At 56.4% G+C, this 20,300-nt stretch carries 26 protein-coding genes; 5 read left to right on the forward strand and 21 right to left on the reverse strand.

Features of this window, described 5'->3' with window-relative positions; all coding sequences use genetic code 11:
- Positions 1-45 precede the first annotated feature (45 nt).
- The 9 genes from EBA31_RS23020 to EBA31_RS23060 form a co-directional block, all read right to left on the reverse strand.
- Positions 46-1,263 carry a lactonase family protein gene (locus EBA31_RS23020; RefSeq protein ID WP_122080299.1) on the reverse strand — a complete coding sequence of 406 codons (1,218 nt, stop codon included), beginning with the start codon at positions 1,261-1,263 and terminating at the stop codon, positions 46-48.
- Positions 1,264-1,414: 151 nt separating this feature from the next.
- Positions 1,415-2,155, reverse strand: coding sequence for a KDGP aldolase family protein (locus EBA31_RS23025; protein ID WP_122080300.1), 741 nt, complete (start codon positions 2,153-2,155; stop codon positions 1,415-1,417).
- Positions 2,152-3,270: a DgaE family pyridoxal phosphate-dependent ammonia lyase gene (locus EBA31_RS23030; RefSeq protein ID WP_020831886.1), complete on the reverse strand. Its 1,119-nt coding sequence runs from the start codon at positions 3,268-3,270 to the stop codon at positions 2,152-2,154. The genes EBA31_RS23025 and EBA31_RS23030 overlap by 4 nt, the downstream gene beginning before the upstream one ends.
- The gene (locus EBA31_RS23035) at positions 3,254-4,393 is read right to left on the reverse strand and encodes an amidohydrolase/deacetylase family metallohydrolase (protein ID WP_122080301.1); all 1,140 of its coding nucleotides are present in this window, start codon (positions 4,391-4,393) and stop codon (positions 3,254-3,256) included. The genes EBA31_RS23030 and EBA31_RS23035 overlap by 17 nt, the downstream gene beginning before the upstream one ends.
- A gap of 66 nt (positions 4,394-4,459) precedes the next feature.
- Entirely contained in the window at positions 4,460-5,110 is a 651-nt protein-coding gene (locus EBA31_RS23040; protein ID WP_017894152.1) for a DUF4310 family protein, read from the reverse strand.
- A gap of 11 nt (positions 5,111-5,121) precedes the next feature.
- Positions 5,122-5,898, reverse strand: a complete 777-nt coding sequence (locus tag EBA31_RS23045; RefSeq protein WP_012147073.1) for a DUF4311 domain-containing protein — start codon at positions 5,896-5,898, stop codon at positions 5,122-5,124.
- 30 nt (positions 5,899-5,928) lie between these two features.
- A complete protein-coding gene (locus EBA31_RS23050) occupies positions 5,929-6,225 on the reverse strand; it encodes a DUF4312 family protein (RefSeq protein ID WP_044553684.1) in 297 nt (98 codons plus the stop codon).
- A complete protein-coding gene (locus EBA31_RS23055) occupies positions 6,225-6,590 on the reverse strand; it encodes a glycine-rich SFCGS family protein (RefSeq protein ID WP_012147075.1) in 366 nt (121 codons plus the stop codon). The genes EBA31_RS23050 and EBA31_RS23055 overlap by 1 nt, the downstream gene beginning before the upstream one ends.
- A gap of 35 nt (positions 6,591-6,625) precedes the next feature.
- On the reverse strand, positions 6,626-6,973 hold the full coding sequence (locus EBA31_RS23060) for a glycine dehydrogenase (RefSeq protein ID WP_122080302.1): 348 nt from the start codon (positions 6,971-6,973) through the stop codon (positions 6,626-6,628).
- Between the two features lie 425 nt (positions 6,974-7,398).
- Between EBA31_RS23060 and rnk the strand changes: the two genes are divergently transcribed.
- Positions 7,399-7,809, forward strand: a complete 411-nt coding sequence (gene rnk / locus EBA31_RS23065; protein WP_020831894.1) for a nucleoside diphosphate kinase regulator — start codon at positions 7,399-7,401, stop codon at positions 7,807-7,809.
- A 39-nt stretch (positions 7,810-7,848) separates the two neighbouring features.
- Here rnk and EBA31_RS23070 read toward each other — a convergent pair whose 3' ends face one another.
- On the reverse strand, positions 7,849-8,637 hold the full coding sequence (locus tag EBA31_RS23070; RefSeq protein ID WP_122080303.1) for a sulfite exporter TauE/SafE family protein: 789 nt from the start codon (positions 8,635-8,637) through the stop codon (positions 7,849-7,851).
- Between the two features lie 120 nt (positions 8,638-8,757).
- Between EBA31_RS23070 and EBA31_RS23075 the strand changes: the two genes are divergently transcribed.
- Complete coding sequence (locus EBA31_RS23075) at positions 8,758-9,543, forward strand: helix-turn-helix domain-containing protein (protein ID WP_122080683.1); 786 nt, start codon at positions 8,758-8,760, stop codon at positions 9,541-9,543.
- Here the strand turns inward: EBA31_RS23075 and cybC are convergent.
- The 4 genes from cybC to EBA31_RS23095 form a co-directional block, all read right to left on the reverse strand.
- Entirely contained in the window at positions 9,540-9,926 is a 387-nt protein-coding gene (gene cybC, locus EBA31_RS23080; RefSeq protein WP_020831899.1) for a cytochrome b562, read from the reverse strand. The genes EBA31_RS23075 and cybC overlap by 4 nt on opposite strands.
- A gap of 192 nt (positions 9,927-10,118) precedes the next feature.
- Positions 10,119-11,459, reverse strand: a complete 1,341-nt coding sequence (gene pmbA / locus EBA31_RS23085) for a metalloprotease PmbA (protein WP_020831900.1) — start codon at positions 11,457-11,459, stop codon at positions 10,119-10,121.
- A gap of 176 nt (positions 11,460-11,635) precedes the next feature.
- Positions 11,636-11,974, reverse strand: coding sequence for a helix-turn-helix domain-containing protein (locus tag EBA31_RS23090; RefSeq protein WP_122080304.1), 339 nt, complete (start codon positions 11,972-11,974; stop codon positions 11,636-11,638).
- A complete protein-coding gene (locus EBA31_RS23095; RefSeq protein WP_122080305.1) occupies positions 11,971-12,321 on the reverse strand; it encodes a type II toxin-antitoxin system RelE/ParE family toxin in 351 nt (116 codons plus the stop codon). The genes EBA31_RS23090 and EBA31_RS23095 overlap by 4 nt, the downstream gene beginning before the upstream one ends.
- Before the next feature lie 189 nt (positions 12,322-12,510).
- Here EBA31_RS23095 and yjgA point away from each other — a divergent pair, with 189 nt between their 5' ends.
- A complete protein-coding gene (gene yjgA / locus EBA31_RS23100) occupies positions 12,511-13,059 on the forward strand; it encodes a ribosome biogenesis factor YjgA (protein ID WP_020831901.1) in 549 nt (182 codons plus the stop codon).
- 30 nt (positions 13,060-13,089) lie between these two features.
- On the opposite strand, the gene EBA31_RS23105 is transcribed toward yjgA, so the two are convergent.
- The 5 genes from EBA31_RS23105 to aaeX form a co-directional block, all read right to left on the reverse strand.
- A complete protein-coding gene (locus tag EBA31_RS23105) occupies positions 13,090-13,389 on the reverse strand; it encodes a barstar family protein (RefSeq protein ID WP_122080306.1) in 300 nt (99 codons plus the stop codon).
- A gap of 5 nt (positions 13,390-13,394) precedes the next feature.
- On the reverse strand, positions 13,395-13,844 hold the full coding sequence (locus EBA31_RS23110) for a ribonuclease (protein WP_122080307.1): 450 nt from the start codon (positions 13,842-13,844) through the stop codon (positions 13,395-13,397).
- 243 nt (positions 13,845-14,087) lie between these two features.
- On the reverse strand, positions 14,088-16,055 hold the full coding sequence (gene aaeB, locus EBA31_RS23115) for a p-hydroxybenzoic acid efflux pump subunit AaeB (protein WP_122080308.1): 1,968 nt from the start codon (positions 16,053-16,055) through the stop codon (positions 14,088-14,090).
- A complete protein-coding gene (gene aaeA / locus EBA31_RS23120) occupies positions 16,055-16,990 on the reverse strand; it encodes a p-hydroxybenzoic acid efflux pump subunit AaeA (protein WP_020831905.1) in 936 nt (311 codons plus the stop codon). Before aaeA ends, aaeB begins: the two co-directional genes overlap by 1 nt.
- Positions 16,991-16,997: 7 nt before the next feature.
- On the reverse strand, positions 16,998-17,201 hold the full coding sequence (gene aaeX / locus EBA31_RS23125) for a p-hydroxybenzoic acid efflux pump operon protein AaeX (RefSeq protein WP_004936952.1): 204 nt from the start codon (positions 17,199-17,201) through the stop codon (positions 16,998-17,000).
- Between the two features lie 317 nt (positions 17,202-17,518).
- Between aaeX and aaeR the strand changes: the two genes are divergently transcribed.
- Positions 17,519-18,430, forward strand: a complete 912-nt coding sequence (gene aaeR, locus EBA31_RS23130) for an HTH-type transcriptional activator AaeR (protein ID WP_122080309.1) — start codon at positions 17,519-17,521, stop codon at positions 18,428-18,430.
- On the opposite strand, the gene EBA31_RS23135 is transcribed toward aaeR, so the two are convergent.
- The gene (locus EBA31_RS23135) at positions 18,393-18,770 is read right to left on the reverse strand and encodes a hypothetical protein (RefSeq protein ID WP_048759907.1); all 378 of its coding nucleotides are present in this window, start codon (positions 18,768-18,770) and stop codon (positions 18,393-18,395) included. The genes aaeR and EBA31_RS23135 overlap by 38 nt on opposite strands.
- On the reverse strand, positions 18,767-19,054 hold the full coding sequence (locus tag EBA31_RS23140; protein ID WP_122080310.1) for a zinc ribbon domain-containing protein: 288 nt from the start codon (positions 19,052-19,054) through the stop codon (positions 18,767-18,769). The genes EBA31_RS23135 and EBA31_RS23140 overlap by 4 nt, the downstream gene beginning before the upstream one ends.
- A gap of 208 nt (positions 19,055-19,262) precedes the next feature.
- Here EBA31_RS23140 and EBA31_RS23145 point away from each other — a divergent pair, with 208 nt between their 5' ends.
- Entirely contained in the window at positions 19,263-20,207 is a 945-nt protein-coding gene (locus tag EBA31_RS23145; protein ID WP_044553712.1) for a nucleoside hydrolase, read from the forward strand.
- Positions 20,208-20,300 lie beyond the last annotated feature (93 nt).

Here is a 20,300-nt window from a genome sequence, read left to right on the forward strand (position 1 = left end):
TCCGTCAATTAGAGTGCCCGCCAGGTGGATCCGGCGGGCAACAAGTTACTTGGCTAGCGGCAAGAACACCATTTGCGAGGGGCTGCCGACCGGCGTATAGCCTTCAACAAAGCTGAGTTTGCCACTGGCCTTATCCACGCTGAAACGGGTGACGTTATCGCTGCGTTGATTCATCGCATACAGATAGCGCCCGTCCGGACTCAGCGTTAACGAGCGCGGATAATCCCCGCGCGTCCAGGTTTCCGCCACCGAATGCAGCTCGCCGCCACTGCCAACGCTGAACTGCGCGATGCTGTTATGCAGCCGATTGGCCACGTACAGATTTTTGCCATCCTCGCTCAGCACCAGGCCGGCGGCGAAGTTGGTGCCCTTATAATCGGCTGGCAGCGAAGAGATCACGTGCAACTGTTTCAGAGTACCTTTTTGGTTATCAAAACGGTAGCTGGTCAGCGTGGAAGCCTCTTCGTTCACCAGCAGCAAGGTTTTCCCGTCCGGATGAAACACGAAATGACGCGGCCCGGCGCCGGCGGAAGATGCCGCGATCCACGGCGGATCGTTCGGCGTTAACTGGCCGCTGGCATCGTCAAAGCGCCATTGATAAATACGATCCAGCCCCAGATCGGTGGAGAACACAAACTTGCCGCTCGGATCGCTGGCGATCATATGCGCATGCGGGCCGTTGTGATCGCTGATAGCAAAGCTGCCCTCCACCGCCGCCTCCGGCTTGCCGGCCCCTGCCGGTCCTTGCTGTTGCTGCACCGAACTGGCCGTGCCCAGCTTGCCGTCGCTTTCAACCGGGAAAGCCGCTACGGTGCCGCTGACATAGTTTGCCACCAACAGATGACGACCGTTTGGCGTCAGGAAGAGATAAACCGGCCCCGCCCCCTGCGCATCAACCTGATTGAGCTGGGTCAGGTTGCCGTCCGTCGGATTGATACGGTAAGCAATAATGCCGCCATGCTGAGTCCCGTTAAAGTCAGCCACTTCGCTGGCGACATACAGCGTCTGGCCTTTGGCATCCACGGTAAGCTGTGCTGGGTTCGGCTGGCTGCTGGCCAGGGTTCTGGCGCTCAGTGCGCCGCTGACCGGATCGACCTGCACCCGGTAAACGCCTTCGCCGTTAGGGTTGTAAGTACCGATATAAGCAAAATGAGATGACGTAGATTTCATTGCATCCTCAGCATGAAGCGCCGGGCTAGCCATCGCCAGCAGCGCCAGAGTGACTGCAGTTCGCAGGGTGGAAGATGTTTGCCAGTTTCGCATAGTTATCCTGATGGTATACCCGTCATCTTTCAAGCCACAGCGTAGTTAGCTGCAACTTGAAAGCCAGAGGGGAAAGATAGCGGCGCGGTGTGCCCGCGCCTGGGGATACAGAGCCTGCGCCTCCCTGCCTTACGTCATCCGATAATGTGCTTTAACCCACCAGCTTTTTGGTGGTCGCCAGCAGGGTTTTCACGTCCTGTGGGCGGGTGTTACCGGTGCTGGAGTCGATGATTGAGCTATAGATGTGCGGGATCACCCGCTTCACGCCGGCAGCCAATGCGATCTCGACGATCGGCTCGAAGTTTTCCAGATCGATACCGCCGGTCGGTTCCAGCATAAAGTCATGCTCGGCACAGGCTTTGGCGACATACTCGTATTCCTCTCTGCATGCCAGTCCGCCCATCGGGAAATATTTGATTGAGCTACCGCCCATGTCTTTCAACAAGGCGATGGCGGTTTCCACCGGCACAATGCCGTCCGGCGCGGCAGCGCTCAGCGGCCCCGTCGAAATTTTTACCCAGCCAACGCGGCCGGTTGGCGACACCAGACCGTTCACCACGCTGTCATTCTGCCCCAGCAGCGCACGGCTTGCGCCCACGCCGGTAAACACCTGATTGACGTGCTGCGGCTGTACCCGCTGGGAAATCAGGCTGACCATCGCCGATTGTTTAGGATCGCCTGCGCCCAAGCCTACCGACAGCGCATTTTCTATCAGACGCGCATAACGCTGCATGTCCGCAACTGCACTGTCGACGTCCGGGTAGTTCTTGGAAAGCACCCCCACCAGCACATGCCCTTCTGCCGCCGCATAAATCTCCTGCGCGTTGTCTTTCGAACCGGCCAACACGTTGAGGCACACGCGATCGCGATAGTAGTTAGGTTGCAGCTTCATGCTTGTTTCTCCGTGAACAGATTTTTAATACAGGTGAAAACGGTCATCAGCTGTTGCTGATCAACGCTGCGCACGTCCACTTCAATCTTGCCTTCGTTAGCTTTATAGCCACGGAAGTAGATAGCAATCTCGCCGGTTTTCAGCGCCTGCACAATGTCGTAGGTCGACCATCCCAGCACCGCTTCGTCGAACGTGATTTCTGCCCGTGCGATATCACGCCCGGCGCTGTCCCAAACGGTTTTGGCACTGATACCGGTCAGGGTATTCAGACTGTCGATAAACGGCGTCATTCTTTCAACCATCTGCTGCCCGGTGGTTTTCTCCAGCCGCAGGTAGCTTTCTATCGCCTGCGTCAGGCCGAGGATGCCCTCTTTGCCGACCTTCATCGCCCGGCCGATACCGCCGGTTTGCAGCTTCACCCATTCGACGTACTGTTTCTTTCCAATCACCAGACCGCTGGTCGGGCCTTCGATGGCCTTGGCGCCGCTGTAAACCACCAGGTCGGCTCCCATCTGGTAGTAGCACAGCAGATCTTCTTCCGCCGCGGCATCGACGATCAGCGGCAGGTTATGTTTGCGCGCCACCACCACCGCCTGCTCAACGGAAAGAATGCTTTTCTGCACGCAGTGGTGTGACTTGATATAGAGGATCGCCGCCGTTTGCGGCGTAATGCAGGCCTCGAGCTGTTCGGCGGAACACTCGTTGGCGTAACCGGCTTCAACCACCTTACCGCCACCCAGCGCCACCATGGTATCGACCGGCGCACCAAAGTTGACGTTATGACCGCGCGGCAACACGATTTCGCGCGGAACGGTAATAGGTGCGGAGTGCAGGTTCACCAACAGGTTGGCGTTGTCTTTGACGATCAGCGCCGCCACTGACTGGGCAATGCCCGCCGAGGCGCAGGAAACCACCACCGCGCTTTCGACATTCAGCAAATTGGCGATGTAAGCGCCGGTTTTGTCGACCAGATCCTTGATTTCGAAGTAGTGGTTCATGCCGTAATCCACGGCGTCTATGACATCCTGGCGCGGCGTAGACACGCCGAGTGCAGTCATGCGACCTGAAGTGTTGATGACCTGTTTTAAATTATATTTTTCATAAATCGAAGACATGAGCGGCTTTCCCTTCATCGGTTAATAGGATTTCCCCGGCCACCACGGCGGCCAGCGGAACCAGCAATTGTTGACCCTCGGCCGACTGCCCTTCTGAATCGGCGAACACCTGTGGCCCCTGACGGAGCTCGAACAGCGTGAAATCGGCATCGCAGCCCGGTTCTAGTCGCCCCTTATGGGACAGGTGCAGCGCCGAGGCGGCATTTTCCGTAACGCAGGCAATCACCTGCGGCAGCGATAACCCAACGCTGAAGAATTTGGACATCACCGTCGCCAGGCTGTGTACCGGCCCGGCCATCCGGTTGCGGCAGTAGATATCGGAGCTGATGGTATGCGGCAAAATGCCAAGCGCTATCGCCTGGCGCGCCACCTCGAAGCTGAAGCTGGCGGTGCCGTGGCCAACATCCAGCAGGACGCCGCGCTTTAGCGCGCGCTGGATAGACTCACGCAGCGTGCCCGCCGGCGTCAGAATGCGATTCGGTTTGCCGTTGTAGCAGTGAGTGATAATGTCGCCACGGGTTAGCAGATCGGCTATTTCATCCAGATCCGGCGGGTTATTGCCGATATGAACCATCAACGGCAGCAGGTTATTTTCTTGCTGGATCTCTTTGGCCAGCACCAGCGGCCGGATGCCGTTCTGGCCAACGACGCTGCTGCTCATGCGCGCCTTGATGCCGATGACAAAACCGGCATGTTTGTCGATCGCCCGGCTGACTTTCTGTTTGTCGATGTCTGCCAAATCAGCCAGTTCGTTCTGACGCAGCAGGCCGATGCGCGAAATGTTCAGGAAGGCGAAAACGTTGGTTTTGCTGCTGCGCGTCAGCGTATAAAACGCATCCACGTCGTCGGTGCCGGTGCTGCCGGCATCCACCACCGTGGTGACGCCACAGGCCGTGCCGACCAAGTCCGGTTGGTCATGGTAAATCGGCGAAGAGGGGTAGCAGTGCACGTGGGAGTCGATCCAGCCGGCGCTCAGGCGGCAGTTACCCGCCAGATCCAGTCTTCGATGGGCGTGGACGTCGTCGGCCAATTGACCCACTTCGGCAATCTTGCCGCCTTTGACCGCCAGATCCACCAGCCGATCATCCGCCAGTCTGGCGCCTGTGATTACTAAGTCATACATACCGCATTACTCCTTTTACAGCCTGGGGACGGCACCCGGTACCGCCCCCAGCAATCACGTTCGTGATTAGGCGATAGCTACCGGGAAAATGGCCCCTAACAGCATCGCACCGAGGATCGCCCCACCGGTGATCGGCTTATTCCAGATATAGAACAGCAAGGCGCCAAGCAGCGAGCCGATACCGATCGGAATGGAAGCGGTCATCGCCGACAAGATGATCAACGGCCCCAGGAAACGCCCCGAGGAGTTACCGGCGCCCATCATCACGTCCGCCCCGTAGGTGGAGTTGCTCTGATTGATGGTAAATTTACGCGCCAAAATGATCAGGTAGCCAATCGCCAGGCCAATCACCAGGCCGGTCACCAGCGAGGCGGCAAAGTTAGCGACCGGGAAAATGATCCCCGCCCCCAGCAGCAGCGCCGGAACCCCCAGCCCCACGCCGGTCTGGATCGCACCGCCGATGTCCAGGATCCCCACCAGCGAACCTTCAATGATGCGCGCAAACAGGAAGCTGGCGCCGAAGGCCGCCACGGCACCGTAAACGCCGGTGTCCATTCCCGCACGCAGCATAGAAACGAAGGCGACTTCGTTAAACGCGCCGATGCCATACAGGTAGTACATGTGCGTCCCGGCGAACACGCCGGAGGAGAGCAGGCCAACAAAAATCGGGAATGACCAGTCGGCATACCAGAAGCCTTTTTGGGTTTGTTCTTCCATTTTCCAGCTCCTTATTTACCGCTCAGGGTGTTGTGAATTGCGTCCAACCAACCCGGCACGCCGAGACTGAAGGACTCGAGGACTTTCATGTCAAAGCCGCGGAAGAACCCGCTCAGCACGAACAGCAGCACGATCACCGCCATCATGATCTTGGTGATTTTGTTCCAGCCGCTCTCTTCCACGCCTTTACCGATCAGAATGCCCAGCACCAGACCCGGTACGGCGTTGCCCATGATCAGCTGCGCCAGGCCGCCGAAGATGGTGCCCCAGAAGCCGGAACGGCGTCCGGCGTCGATCGCCGCCAGCCAGAAGATCACCGGCATCACGGTATTCACCAGCAAGTTCGCTGCCGGCACCAGCACCTTGATCGCCGTCACCTGCAATGCGGCAGGCACGGCGGAAGCCGTGGTATTCAGGAAGGCCACAACCAGCATGCCGATGATGCCGCAGGCGATAGCCATTTTTTTTGGATCGTGCAGCGTTTGCGCCAGGTTGCGATTTTTAACCATCAACGCAGCCGCGCCCCAGTGTGGAATAATGCGGTGGTCAACGTCCTGCGTGAAGGCCCCTGCCGCCACGGAAGACGCCCAGGCGTTGAAGAAGAAGCCCAGACCGAATGAGAAGTGGGAAGCCGGATCGCCCTCGCAGGAGTTCAGCTCGCCCAGGGTGCGGAAAGCCCCCATGCCCTGTGTCGTAGGTGCATGGAACATACGTGCGGCGCCGGCCCCTACGCCAACCCCCACCAGTCCGCCGATAATAAGCGACTTAAATAAGATGATTAAAAACATCAGTATACCCTTTGATTTATGCTAACGTTTTTATTTCGTGACGAAGACAACTTTTTCTGTATTGATCATTGTCACGTTCACGGTTATTTCCAGAGCCACGGAGTAGCTTTTTCTTTCGCGCGGCAGAAAGAAAAACAGAAACTTTTCTTTTGTTATTTTCTCTTCTGCTTTTAATACGCTGACATCCTGCGGTTCAATACGCAGCAGAATATTACCGGTGGATTTTAATACCGCGCCCTGCACATTGGCCAAGGCGGAAGCAAAAGCTTTCGCTTTGCTGTCGCCCTTACCCTCCACCTTTACCGACGTTGTATATTGTTCTTTCATTACGGGTTGCCGTGTTTTTTGACGTAGGCTTCAACCAGCCTTTGACCCAGCTCTTCTTTATCCATAAAACCAAAACCCAATACGGTGCAGCCTTCGTTTATTGCCGTCACGCCCTCATCAATGGAGCGCATGCCGTATTTGGCTTTGTAGCCGTATTTAGTTTGTGCGGTAATGGCACCCGCGCCGCCGCTGCCGCAGAAAGAAATCCCCAGCTGTGCGCCTTCCGCTTTCATCACGTCGCCCAGCTTCATGTCAGCCGCCACGCCGGGGATCACGATGGCTTTTCCACCTGCATTTTCAATGCCCTGACCCACTTTCTGACCTTTACCCAAACGATCGCCAATCACTACGGTAATCTGACCCATGGTATTTTCTCCTGATTAATTTAATTCGCTAAAAACTATTGGTTATTATCTTTTGCCACTTCAAAATGTACGGAAAGCAAATAGGCCTCTTCAATCGGCAGAGTGGTGAACTGGTCGACTACCCGTTCCGCCATTTTCATAGATTCCGCCGAGATCTCGTCAAACAGTGATTTATCGACTTCCGGTAATGGCTCGCCGGTGATTGAACGCAACACCATGGCGCGAATATGCGACTCCAGCATCTGTTGCTGCACCGCATTGGTATAAATGTCTTCGGCGTTTAGCATGGCGGTAATATCAGCCAGCACCCGTTCGGTTATCGCTCCGGCCGTGCTGACGTCAGGTTGTTCACTATTTTCTCTCGCAGCAGATCCATCATTCACTTTTCAGTTCCCCTAGATCCAAACATGATTCCGTAAGTCGCACAGCGCATCACCTGAATAAGCCGCCTTCTCTGATGCCTTTACCCTAACCCCGGGGAGATATTCTGTGTACTCTGTTTTTTTCCAGTTGAAAGTGGAAATTCAGTGACCGTCAGGGATCCATTTCGCAAAATAATCCTCTGCCAGATAATTCAATTAGATTACAAAAAGATATCGCCACAAAAGGTTTCCAGTTGAGCCAAGGGAGGTGAAAAGCTTCGTGATCGGGATCTCTTTCTTTTCCCGGCTTAACCGCCTACTATCGGTAAGACAATTCGACATCAACAACACCCCCGTACCTCTGGCGCGGGGGTTTTGCTTTTGTGCTGTTTTTCCGAATTTATGGGCGCGTTACCCGACGCCTTTTGATTTGACTGGAGAGTGGAATGACCAAGCCAACCATTACTATTAATGAGCTGGATGCGGAACGCCTGGATGCGCTATTGGAACAACCGGCCTTTGCCAACACCGATGTCGCGGCTGCGCTGAACATCGAGCTGGATCGCGCCGAAATTCTGCCGCCGTCCCAGATCCCGGCCAACGTAGTGACCATGAACAGCCGCGTACGTTTCCGCGATCTGCACACGGCAGAAGAACACGTGCGTACGCTGGTTTACCCGGCTTCGCTGAAGGATAGCCACGAACAGCTGTCGGTGATGGCGCCGCTGGGCGCAGCGCTGCTGGGCATGCACATCGGCAACCAGATTACCTGGCAGTTGCCGAACGGTGAAGAAGCGCGTATCGAAGTGCTGGAACTGTTGTACCAGCCGGAAGCGGCGGGTGAATACCACCGCTAAGCGGTTTTCAGGGCGGTGACCAGCCGCCCTTTCTGTCTCTTACACACCGATGGCGATCAAAACCAGGATCAGCAACAGCACGTAAATTCTGGCATGCAGCCGATCATTGACCTTCGGCAGCCACTTCCTGGCAACCACCGTCCCCACGACACCGCTCGTCACCAACTGCCCGAGCAGGGCCAGATTGACGTAACCCAGATAGTGCGGCCCTGTCATTTCCCTCCATCCCAAACCGACGTACATCAATGCCCCCACGACGGCGACAGGGATCGACAACGCATTGGCCGAACTGACGCAATGCCGCATCTCGAACCCATGGCGACGCAACAGAGGCACCGTCATCACGCTCCCCCCTACGCCGAGCAGGGTCGCGATGACACCAATCAGCGGGCCGCCGATCAACAGAGTCGATGGTGAAAGTGCAGCGCGTACCGGCTTAACCAAAAACCCCGGCCTGAACAGACAATCCGCAATCGTCACCAGGATGTAAATCACAAACAACAAGCGCACCGTGCCGTCCGCCAACAGGCTGGATGCAAAAGCCCCCAGCACCGTCCCCATCCCGATATAAAAAATGAGCGGAACCAGAGTTTCACGCAGCAGGTTGCCACTGCGCCACTGGGCAAAAGTGGCGTAACCTGCCGTGAAAATCATCACCGCCGTCGAGGTGGCCACTGCGATATGCATCGCCTGACCAGGCTGTTCCCCCGAGGCGATCACCAGATGGTAAACCAGCGGCACCACCACAAAACCACCGCCAAAACCGAACACGATGGTCGTCATACCGGTAACAACGCCGGTCAACAGCACGAAAATAATATCCACCATAGCCGCAGGCGCTCCTGAGTAAAGATGTCGAGCGGCAGCATAAAACACCGGCTTTTGGCTTGCTTCATATCAAAGGCCAACTATCATTGCGTTTCGGCCAACTGTTCAGCGAAAGGCTTTATGCGCAATCGACATATTGACGATCTCGACTCGGTGCAAAGGCCCGTGATTGCTATTGGCACCGACTACCCAAGGGGTTACCTGCTGCCTATGCACCAGCATCGGCGCGCTCAATTGCTTTACGGCGCCACCGGGGTAATGCACGTGTTCACCCGTCAGGGGAACTGGATTGTGCCGCCTCAGCATGCGGTGTGGCTGCCCCCACAGATGGCGCATGAAGTAAGAATGGTCGGCGTCACGACCCGCAGCCTGTACATTGAACCGGTCGCGTTGTTGGTTGACCCACCACAGGATTGCCAGGTGGTCAGCGTAACGCCGCTGATGCGCCAACTGTTGATGGCCGCCGTCGATATGCCACTGGATTACAATGAGCAAGGCCGGGATGGCGCGCTGGTTAGCCTGCTGCTGCATGAGCTGGCCAATCTACCGCCTCTGCCGCTGCATATCCCCCTGCCGGCGGACCGGCGGCTGAGTGAACTCTGCCAGCAATTCCTGCAACACCCTGACGCGCACGATTCACCTCAGGCATGGGCTTCGCGGCTGTATATGAGCATCCGCAGTTTCAGCCGCCTGTTTCGCGCTCAGACAGGAATGTCCTTCTCACAATGGCGTCAGCGTGCCTGCGTGGTGTTGGCGCTGGCCCAATTGGCCGAAGGCAGCAGCGTGACGCAGGTGGCTCTGGAATTGGGGTATGAAAGCAGCGCGGCGTTTGCCACCATGTTTCGCCGCGTGCTGGGGCAGGCGCCGTCCTGCTATCTGGCTTCAGAACGGCGCGAAAGGGGTTAGCGGAACTTCTTGTGGTTAGCGTCGCGGGTTTGTTTGAAGCCCTGCGCGACCTGCTTGGCTTCGGCCAGCTTGCCCTGGTTGGCCAGCGCCAGCGATTGGTCGATCTGACCGATCAGCGTGTCCAGCCCGTGGTGGAAATCTTTTATCTCCGGGCTATCGGGCGCTTTGTCCTCCAGCTTGGGCGGCGTGCTTTGCTTTGCATCCACTGCGGCGGCGCGCATGTTCTGCAAACTTTGCTTCAAGGTATCCGTGGAGTCAGTGCTCAGCACCGTTTTGTAATTGCCTGCGATGGTATCCATATCGTCGGCCAGATCGGCCGCGACCGCCAGTGAACTGGCGCCCAGCAGCGCCAGCGCCATCAGCGCTTTCAGTTTGTTCGACATGCTTGCTCACCTTCCAGTTATTGTTTTAGTGGTCCCCTTTTAGGGCCGTGCGCCGCCATTGACCACGCCATGACGCAGCACAGCCTAAACATAGGCAAGGGAGCAGAAAACCGAAACCGGAGATTTGTAAGCAAGGTTAAAACAGAGGAAGGGGAAACGGCTGGCAACGGGAGCGGCCAGCCGTGGCGAACATTATTGACCGGCGATTTTCATGTCCGGCAGTAAAACGGAGCCGCACTGAATATTGCTGCGGGTTTCGATGTCGCTGCCCACGCTGACAATGTTGCGCAGCATATCCTTGAGGTTGCCGGCGATGGTGATCTCGCTGACCGGATACTGGATCTCGCCGTTTTCCACCCAGAAACCGGCGGCGCCACGCGAATAGTCACCGGTAATACCGCTAACGCCCTGGCCCATCAGTTCGGTCACCACCAGGCCCGTGCCCAGTTGCTTCAGCATGCCGGCAAAGTCATTACCCTGCCCGGCAATGCGCCAGTTGTGAATACCGCCTGCGTGTCCGGTGCTGTGCATACCGAGCTTGCGGGCCGCATAGCTGGTCAGCAGCCAGGTTTGCAGTACGCCATCTTTAACGATGTCGCGCCGTTGGGTGCGTACACCTTCGCTGTCGAACGGCGTGGAAGCCAGGCCTTTCAGCAGATGCGGGTGTTCTTCAATGGTCAGCCAGTCCGGCAGGATCTGCTTGCCCAAAGAATCCAGCAGGAAGGTGGATTTACGGTAAACGCTGCTGCCGCTGATGGCGCCAACCAAATGCCCGAACAGGCCGGTAGCCACTTCAGAAGCGAACAGCACCGGGGCGGTCATGGTAGACAGCTTGCGCGGTGCCAGACGCGACAGCGTGCGGCGGGCACATTCCTGACCCACCCATTCAGGGCTTTCCAGATCGCCCATCGCACGGCCGATGGTATAGGCGTAGTCGCGCTCCATATCGCCATCCTGCTCGGCAATCACGCAGCTCGACAGCGAGTGCCGGCTGGAACAGTAGCTTTGCAGCATGCCATGACTGTTGCCGAACACCTTGATGCCGTAGTGGCTGTTAAAACTGCCGCCTTCGGTATTGGTGATGCGCTTGTCAGCCGCCAACGAAGCCTGCTCTGCGCGAGCAGCCAATTCGATACCGCGTTCGGCGTCCAGTTCTGCCGGATGGAACAGATCCAAGTCCGGTGCATCAAACGCCAACAGGTCCTTTTCCGCCGGGCCGGCGTTCGGATCTACCGAGGTGTAACGGGCAATATCCAGCGCCGCCTGCACGGTGCGGGCAATGGCATCCGGGCTGAGATCGGTGGAAGAAGCGCTGCCTTTGCGTTGCTGGTGATAGACGGTAATGCCCAACGCGCCATCGCTGTTGAACTCAACGTTCTCCACTTCGCCAAAGCGAGTGCTGACGCTGATACCGGTAGATTTGGTCACGGCAACTTCTGCCGCATCAGAACCGGCGCGCGCCAGTTCCAAAGCCTGTGAAACGGCCTGTTCCAGCGCCTTGCGCTGTTCTGCAACTTGAGTGACTACTTTCATCAATCTGCCATACTTAATCAGAAAATCGTTGAGAAAAGTGCCGTGGCGGCGTGGTTGCGCGCGGAGTCACGCGCAAAAATCATGTGATTTATACTTTTGAGTCTAACAGGAACCGCGTGGAATTTCGCATAAAGCGAGAACAGGGACACAGAATGATCGCTAAAACAGCAGGCTTATCACTCAATCACCAATTTTACTGATTTGCCTATATTGGCGAGCATGTTGATCAATGCATCAAGCGTAAATTTATCTGTTTTCCGGTTTACCACATCAGACACGCGCGGTCGTGAAGTGTGTAAATACCTTGCGGCTTCCTCTTGCCGATACCCTTCGTCCTCTATCCACGCGCTTATTTCTCCCATCAGTTGCCTTTTAAGCGCGATGATGTGTTCAATCTCTGCGTTGGATTGCTTCTGCAACTGCCGCGCCTCGTCAGGGGCAAAACCCAGGTCAGCGAACACATTGCCACCTTGTGGCGTAACATGCCTGGAATGGGTATCAATTGGCTTGGTCATTTTTTCTTACCCCGCTCTTCTATCACTGCGTCATAACGCGCTTTGATAATCTGAATATCGTGCTGACTGGTTTTCGCCGTTTTCTTCTGAAAACTGTGCAAAACATAAATAACTTCATTAAATTTAGCCACGTAAATCACTCTAAAAGCTCCTGCAAGGGCATATAAGCGAATTTCGCAAACGCCGGTGCCACACCCCTTCATCGGTTTCCAATTGCCGGGTTCTACTCCCTTTTGCACTTTACTTAATTCAAACCCGGCAGCTCTACGTGCGTCCGCCGGAAACGCTAATAGATCCGCCAACGAGGAGCCACGCCAGTCTATGGCCTTTTCATTCTCATCATCCATGAGCCCCACCTCCATATGTATAAAATCTTATACGCGCGTGGTGATAAAAACAACAAATCAAAAAATAACTGTCGGTGAATAAGGCGGATTTCTTGTCGCATCGGCAGCTATACTCAATCTGCTCTGGCGCGCAATTGGCGGGTTGCTGGACAACCTGTTAGGATTAGCCTCTTTTTAACGGAGCCTACCATGAACAAACAGCCTGAAGACTGGCTCGACGATGTCCCGGAGAACACGGACGAGGACGATGACGAGATTATCTGGGTCAGTAAAAGTGAAATTAAACGTGATGCCGAAGCCCTGAAAGACCTGGGGACCGAACTGGTCGAACTGGGTAAAAACGCGCTGGAACGCATCCCGCTGGACGAAGATTTGCGCGCCGCAGTTGAGCTGGCGCAGAAAATCAAGAAAGAAGGCCGCCGCCGTCAGCTGCAGCTGATTGGCAAAATGCTGCGCGCCCGCGATGTAGAGCCGATCCAAACCGCGCTCGACAAGCTGAAGAACCGCCATAACCAACAGGTTTCGCTGTTCCACAAGCTGGAAGCGCTGCGTGACCGTCTGGTAGAAGAAGGTGATGACGCGATCCCGTCGATTCTGGCGCTGTATCCGGAAGCCGACCGCCAACAGCTGCGCTCACTGGTGCGTAACGCACAGAAAGAGAAAGCCGCTAACAAGCCACCGAAAGCTTACCGTCAAATTTTCCAATACCTGCGCGATCTGGCCGAAACCGCCGAATAATCGCCGCCGTCACCACGGGATGAACCCGATTCATCCCCGGTGATGTGCAGGTTCACCGCTGCTTTCACGGATATTGAAACGCAGGCTGCCTTCCAGTTCTTCTTCCGCCTCTTCAAACAACAGGATAATCGCACCAAAGCGACGTTTGCTGCGGGCGTTGAGATGGGTAAACTCAATCTCGACCGGCAGGCCGATATCCGCCGTCACCACGTCCCACAGCGCGTCAAGATTGGCACCAAAAGCCTCATCCAGTGCAAACTTATGCGCAAAAACGCGGTAAAACGCCGGCAGATCGCTAATCTGATTAAAATCGAACTCTACTTTTGCCATCAAGCTCACTCCACCCGAATGAAGTTTTTATAATGGTCACGCGTGACAAAAATCAGGCCATCACTGGAATACAGCAGGCGATCGGCACCACGCCGGCCGCATTGGTAATTGATATCCGCCTCGCGCCATACCCGGCTGCGGGCCACAGGCAGTTGTCCTTCACGGTTTGAGAAACGGTCGCCACCAATTGCCTTGCCCGGCAGCACCGAACACAGGTTGCCGTTACGTGCATCCCATCCCTGCTCGCGCGCCTGTTTTTTGGTGATGTAATAGTCCGGCAGCCGCTGATGCTGCTGCAGGTAGCTCACCACCCTTTTCTGCTGCGTCAGTTGGTCAATACTCTGGCCTTCGGCCACCGCCGGTACGTTGGTAATCGCCCGATCGTTACCACGCAGTGCGCTAAAACCGGCTATCACAACGGCGATGACTACCGCCACGAGGATCCGCTTATTCATTGCTGTCCCTGAATTATGGCCGACAAGGGTGCACTGGCACCCATGCTAGTTGGATTTATAGATGAAGAGGATGAAGCAGAGATGACTGGCATGTAACGTTTTCACTTCAGGGAAACCACGCCCCACAACCTGCAACACCCGTTCAAGCTAATCATGCCATTGTGCAGCGCGTCTGGCACTCAGTGCAACTCTGAAACAGGCCTCTATCAGGCAAGTATAGCCCCGGCAGGGGCATTTGGCGTCTCAGTCGATCAGCGCGTGGCGGTAGCGGTGCAGCATGTCGGCCAAACGTTTTACCGGTCCGGTAACGCTGAGCGGTGCCTGATAATCCACCAGCTTTTGCTGATAGTCATTCATTTCATCCAACAGCCGATCGTAATAGTAGGCACGCTTCACGTCGGTCTTGGCTGAAACCACATGGTCGGCGGTTTTGCGGATCTGTTTGTGGAAGGCCGAAAGCTCTTCGCTAACCGGGATCTCTGCCCGCTGCATGCGCTGATGCGCAATGATCAGGTTCAGCGCCAGCCGGTATTTGGCGATGTCGTTCGGGAACATCATCAGCAGTTGGTTAAGCTGCTGATACAGCGCCGGCAGATGGTTTTGTCGACGCAGCGACGCCTTGGTGGTCAACGCCGAGACCGCGCTGCCGACAAACTGGTTCAGCAGCGTGCGACCGGTACGTTCACGTGAATTATCGCGGATCAGCAGCAGTACCATCAGCCCCACGCAGCTGCCGAGGAACTGACCGAGCGCACCGTCGAGAAACTGAGTGACGTTGAATTCCATCGGGTTACTCAACACCAAAATGTTGATGGTCCCCGCCAGCAGGCCGAGCGACCCCAGCCGTCTTTTCTGCACTTCGATACCGATGAAAAACGCCAGCAGCCCCAGACTGAGGCACAGCAGTAAAATGCTTTGCTGGGTCGCCGGCAGGATCACCATAAAGAACAGCGAACCGACCGGGATTGCCGCCAGCATGCCCAGCACAAAGTCCATTGCGACCATGCGCGGCGCGGGGGTACGCATCGCCAGCGAGGTGATCACCGCAATGATCACCATAAAGCCGCTGCCAGAGGTCCAGCCGGTCCACAGCCACAGTAGGCAGCCAAAGGCCGTCGCCACAAAGGTGCGCAGGCCGTTAATCATCGCGTGGTGGCCTTCAGCCGAAGTCGGTTTGATCACCACCTCGCTGCTCAACACCCCCTCTTCCACCGCGCTGATGCTGCTGTTGGTATGCACGCCTTTAGCCAACAGCAGGTAACGCGTGGCCGCCCCCACCCAACTGGTGATGGTCAGCAAGGTTTCGTCAGTGCGGTTGGTGGTCAGCACCTGGCGCAACAGCTTCATGCGTTTATGGATTTCCTGCGGGGTGTCCGCCGGTACCATCAGCAGTTCGCGGATATTTTCTTTCACCGCATCCGGGTGATTCAACAGGATTAAATACGTCTCACAGGCCTGGGTGATCAGCGTCAGCGACAGCGTATGCAACGCCAGAACACGGCGGTTCACCTTTTGCCAGCGCGAAGACTCCATCATCAGGTTGCTGCGCATGCCGTTCAGCGCAGTGGTGCCCTTCACCAGGTTGCTCCAGGCGCGGTCGATATCTTCTTTCTCGGCATTGCTGATGCACATCTGCATCAACCGGTACTGATCCACCAGCAGTTGATCCACGGCGCGATCGATATCTTGTTTGATCGAACGCGGCGAGAACAGCAGATCCGCCAGCACTGCGCTGACGATCCCGAGCACGATCTCGCTACAGCGTTCAATGGCGAACTGCGGCGCTTCCAGCAGGTGGGCTTCGCTGGTGGCGACCGTCACGATAATGATCAGCGCGGTATAGCCGGCCAGCCCCCAAGCATAGGAGTTCTCGACTTTAATCAGCGAGGAAAGCCAGGTGCAAAAACCGGCCCAAATGCAGCACAGCAACAGCATCACAACCGGCGCACGCGCCGTAGTGACGATAATCGCCAGACCGACGAAACACCCGATAAAGGTACCGATGATACGCAGCCAGCCGCGGTGGCGGATAGCGCCGGAGAAGGGTTCGCCACCGGCGGCAAAGGCCGGGCCGGCGGCCACGATGGCGGCGGTCATCGCCGACCAACGTGGCGTTTCCAGATTGAGGTGGAAGCCGACAAACAGGGCAAACACAATGGCAAAGCTGAGCTTGAAGGCAAATCTCAGCCTGATAAAGGTTGGGTTATTCATTAACCGAACTCACGCAGCCGATGCATCAAACGCACAAAAGGCGAGCCGCTGTCGGTAGCGCGATCGTTCTTGCCGGTGATCACCACGGTAGCCGTGGTACCTGCCGGGTACGGATGCAATTGGTCTTTGTCATCCAGCAGAATTTTCACCGGCACGCGCTGTGCCAGGCGCACCCACTCCAGGTTGCTGTCGATCGACGCCAGCCCTTTGCTGTTCACGGTGCTGCTGCTGTTATTGACGGCGGCAGCCACGCTGTCGACGGTGCCATGCATGATACGGTTACTGCCCAGCGGAGTGATTTCCGCACGGTCGCCCTTGTTCAGGCCATGCAGCTTGGTTTCTTCCAGGTAGGCGAGAATGTAGAAACTGTTTTTCTTCACCAGCGCCACAGCGACAGAACCGCGGGTAATGTACTCCCCGGCATGTACGTTCAGGTTAGTGATCCAGCCATCGGCCGGTGCACGCACCGTGGTGCGTTCCAAATCCAGCTTCGCCAGTTCACGAGTCGCTACTGCCTTCGCCAACTGATGTTCTACGGTTTGCAAAACGTTATTCGCCTGGTCAATCTCCTCCTGCGACATTGCCTGCACGCCCAAGCGAACGCGACGGCCCGCCTCACGTCTTTTCTCCGCTGCCAGGGTCTGGTAATAGGCTACGTCAGCGTTAGCTTCCGCCAGGGCCTGTTGGTAGCGCGGCTGGTCGATCACCAACAGCACCTGTCCTTTCTTGACCAACTGGTTATCCACCAGCGGCACGTCGGTCAGCAGACCGGTAACGTCCGGCGCTATCGCCACTACGTCAGCGGTAAACTTGGCATCACGCGTCCAGGGGGACTCGGTGTAAAACACCCAGGCTTTGAATACGGCGACGATCCCCAAAAGGACCAGAATCAGAGTGATCGCGATTCGGGTTATTTTTATTGAAAAATTTTTCACAGCGACCTCAAACGAAAAGACATGAAATCAGATAGAACAAACAGCAGTACAGCGCGGTATTAAACAGCGCTGGATGCCAGACAAAATCGTAGATCCCGGTAGGTTGCAGCAAGCGACGCAGCAAAAAAAACAGCGCCAGCGAGACCAGCAACTCAAAAAATACCGGGGGAAACGACAGTCCGAAAATGACCATAACCGGAAGCAAACTCATCAATTTTTCCTTATTGTTCACTACACCGGGCGTTAACCTTTATTTCCATTCACATTCTCTTTACATTTTAGCTGACACGCACCACAAATTCCGCCCCAGACAGGTTGTCCAGGCCACGAACCTGAAAAAAAGGTAAACTCTGGAGCGTACATCCGCGATAGGGAATGCGAGGATACCGGAGGGATCGGCCACGACGTCGGCGCCGATCGCACTCGCGCGTTGGTAAGGTCTTTCCACCCGACCCCGTTATATTAGCGTGCTTACTATCAACTCATCAACAATCTGTGATCTAAATCACTTTTAAGCCAGAGTGAATAATGGAAAGATTAAAACGGATGTCGGTATTCGCCAAAGTGGTTGAATGCGGGTCATTTACTGCGGCGGCGCGCCAACTCGATATGAGCGTTTCGTCTATCAGCCAGACCGTCTCCAAACTGGAGAATGAGCTGCAGGTTAAGCTGCTTAACCGCAGCACGCGCAGCATTGGCCTGACGGAAGCCGGTAAAATCTATTATCAGGGTTGTCGGCGCATGTTGCTGGAAGTGAGCGAGGTGCACGAACAGCTGTACGCGTTTAACAATACGCCGACCGGTACGCTGCGCATTGGTAGCTCCTCCACCATGGCGCAAAACGTGCTGGCGACCATGACTGCCGATATGCTGAAAGAATATCCTGGCCTGACGGTGAACCTGGTAACCGGTATTCCGGCGCCGGATCTGATTGCTGACGGGCTGGACGTGGTGATCCGCACCGGTGCGCTGCAGGACTCCAGCCTGTTTTCCAAACGCCTGGGCTCCATGCCGATGGTGGTCTGCGCCGCAAAAAGCTATCTCAGCCAGCACGGCACGCCGCAGAAGCCCAGCGACATGGTCAATTTTTCCTGGCTGGAATACAGCGTACGGCCGGATAGTGAATTCGAACTGATCGCACCCGAAGGCATCAGCACGCGCATTGCGCCGCAGGGACGTTTTGTCACCAACGATTCACAGACCATGATCCGCTGGCTGAAAGCCGGTGCCGGCATCGCCTATGCGCCACTGATGTGGGTGATCGAAGAGATCAAACGTGGTGAAATCGAGATCCTGTTTAAAAGCTATCATGCGGATCCTCGCCCGGTGTACGCGGTGTACACCGAGAAAGATAAGCTGCCGCTCAAGGTGCAGGTGTGCATCAACTACCTGAGCGATTACTTCAAGCGCGTGGCGGAAGTTTATCAGGAGTATCGCTGAGCAAAATACGGCGTGCCAACGCGCCAAGCAACAGCAAGGCCAGCATGCCCAGCCCCCAAACCAGCCAGACAAGATACCCAGCCCAGGTGATCAACTGCGGGAAATAACTCGCCAGCCAATCCCCCAGTTGCTGCAACAACGGTAACCAGCTTTCCAACAGCGCCTGCGGCACCAGGCTAAGCAACCCCGCCAACGGGGGCGCCAGCTCCGCAGAACCCCTTTGTGCCAGCCCCGTCAACGACGGCAGCCAGGCCAACACGCCGGAAGCTCCCCAGGCCAGCAGCGTCCATAACGCCATGGCCGCCAACAAGACGACCAGACTCCATCCTGATTTGGTCATGGTTGCCCTCCGCTGACCGCCGTACCGCATTGCTGGCAGAAACGGCTCCCCGGCGGCAGCGGCGCCGAACACCCACGACAGGTCGCTGACTCCGTCCCGAAAGGTTGGCCGCAGCGGTGGCAGTAACGAGCACCGGGCCGATTTGGCGCCTGACATTGCAGGCATTGCGGGCCCTGATCGCCATGCTGGTTATAACGGTTACCATGGTGTCCGCCCCCGTGCCGCGAACGTGAGTGGCCGCTACCAAAGCCACCTTGTCCCAAAAGCTTTTTCAACATGCTCATCGCACTTCCCCTCTCTGCTTTACGCCAGGGCTCAATGTAAACCCTGGAGTAAACTCCAGGGTAAAGCGCTGCGAGAGGGATTTACGTTTAATTACATCCTTAGAGCAGCAACGCTTTGATGTGGCTAGCAAAAAGCATCATCTGTCATTACCTGGCCTGTTGCCGGTGCGCTATGCTGCGGAGACCTCTCCCTGCATCAGGAATAAAAATGAAAAAAATCATACTGGACTGCGATCCGGGGCATGACGATGCTATCGCCATGCTGCTGGCCTGGGGCAATCCGCAGATCGAGCTGCTGGCCGTCACCACCGTGGTGGGCAACCAAACGCTGGATAAGGTGACCCACAACGCGCTGGCTGTTGCACGCATCGCCAATATCACCGGCGTGCCCTTCGCCGCCGGCTGCCCACGGCCGCTGGTGCGGCAAATCGAGGTCGCGCCCGATATTCACGGCGAGTCCGGCCTGGACGGCCCGGTTTTACCTGAGCCAACGCTGACGCTGGAAACGCGACACGCGGTAGATTTGATTATCGACACCATCATGGCCCATCCGCCAGGCAGCGTGACGCTGGTCCCCACCGGCGGCCTGACCAATATCGCCATGGCAGTTCGTAAAGAACCACGGATTGCCGAACGGGTGAAGGAAGTGGTGCTGATGGGGGGTGGCTATCACGTGGGGAACTGGAGCGCGGTAGCGGAATTCAATATCAAGATAGATCCGGAAGCCGCGCACATCGTTTTTAATGAGAAATGGCCGCTGACCATGGTCGGGCTGGATCTGACCCATCAGGCGCTCGCCACCCCAGAGGTGTGTGCACGCATTGCCGCCATCCACACCGGGCCGGCCAGGTTTGTCGGCGAACTGCTCGAGTTCTTTGGCAAAATGTACCAGCAGGCGCAGGGGTTCAGTGCACCGCCGGTGCACGATCCCTGTGCGGTGGCCTACGTTATTGCCCCCGATGTGATGACGGTGCGAAAAGTCCCGGTAGATATCGAACTCACCGGCACCCTGACGCTGGGCATGACGGTAGCCGATTTCCGCGCAGCGCCGCCGCCCGACTGCCATACGCAGGTGGCCGTAACGCTGGATCAGGATAAATTCTGGGGTTTGGTGGTGGATGCTCTAGAGAGGATTGGGGACGTGAAGATTTAATAAACGGTTAACAAGCCGGGCATTACCGATGCCGAACAACTGGAGCTCACCGCCGCACCCGGTGTTATTCGGTTGCTGTGGCGGGACGATGGG

Origin of the sequence: Serratia sp. P2ACOL2 (assembly GCF_003691565.1) — a bacterium.
GTDB classification, from domain to species: Bacteria; Pseudomonadota; Gammaproteobacteria; order Enterobacterales; family Enterobacteriaceae; genus Serratia; species Serratia liquefaciens.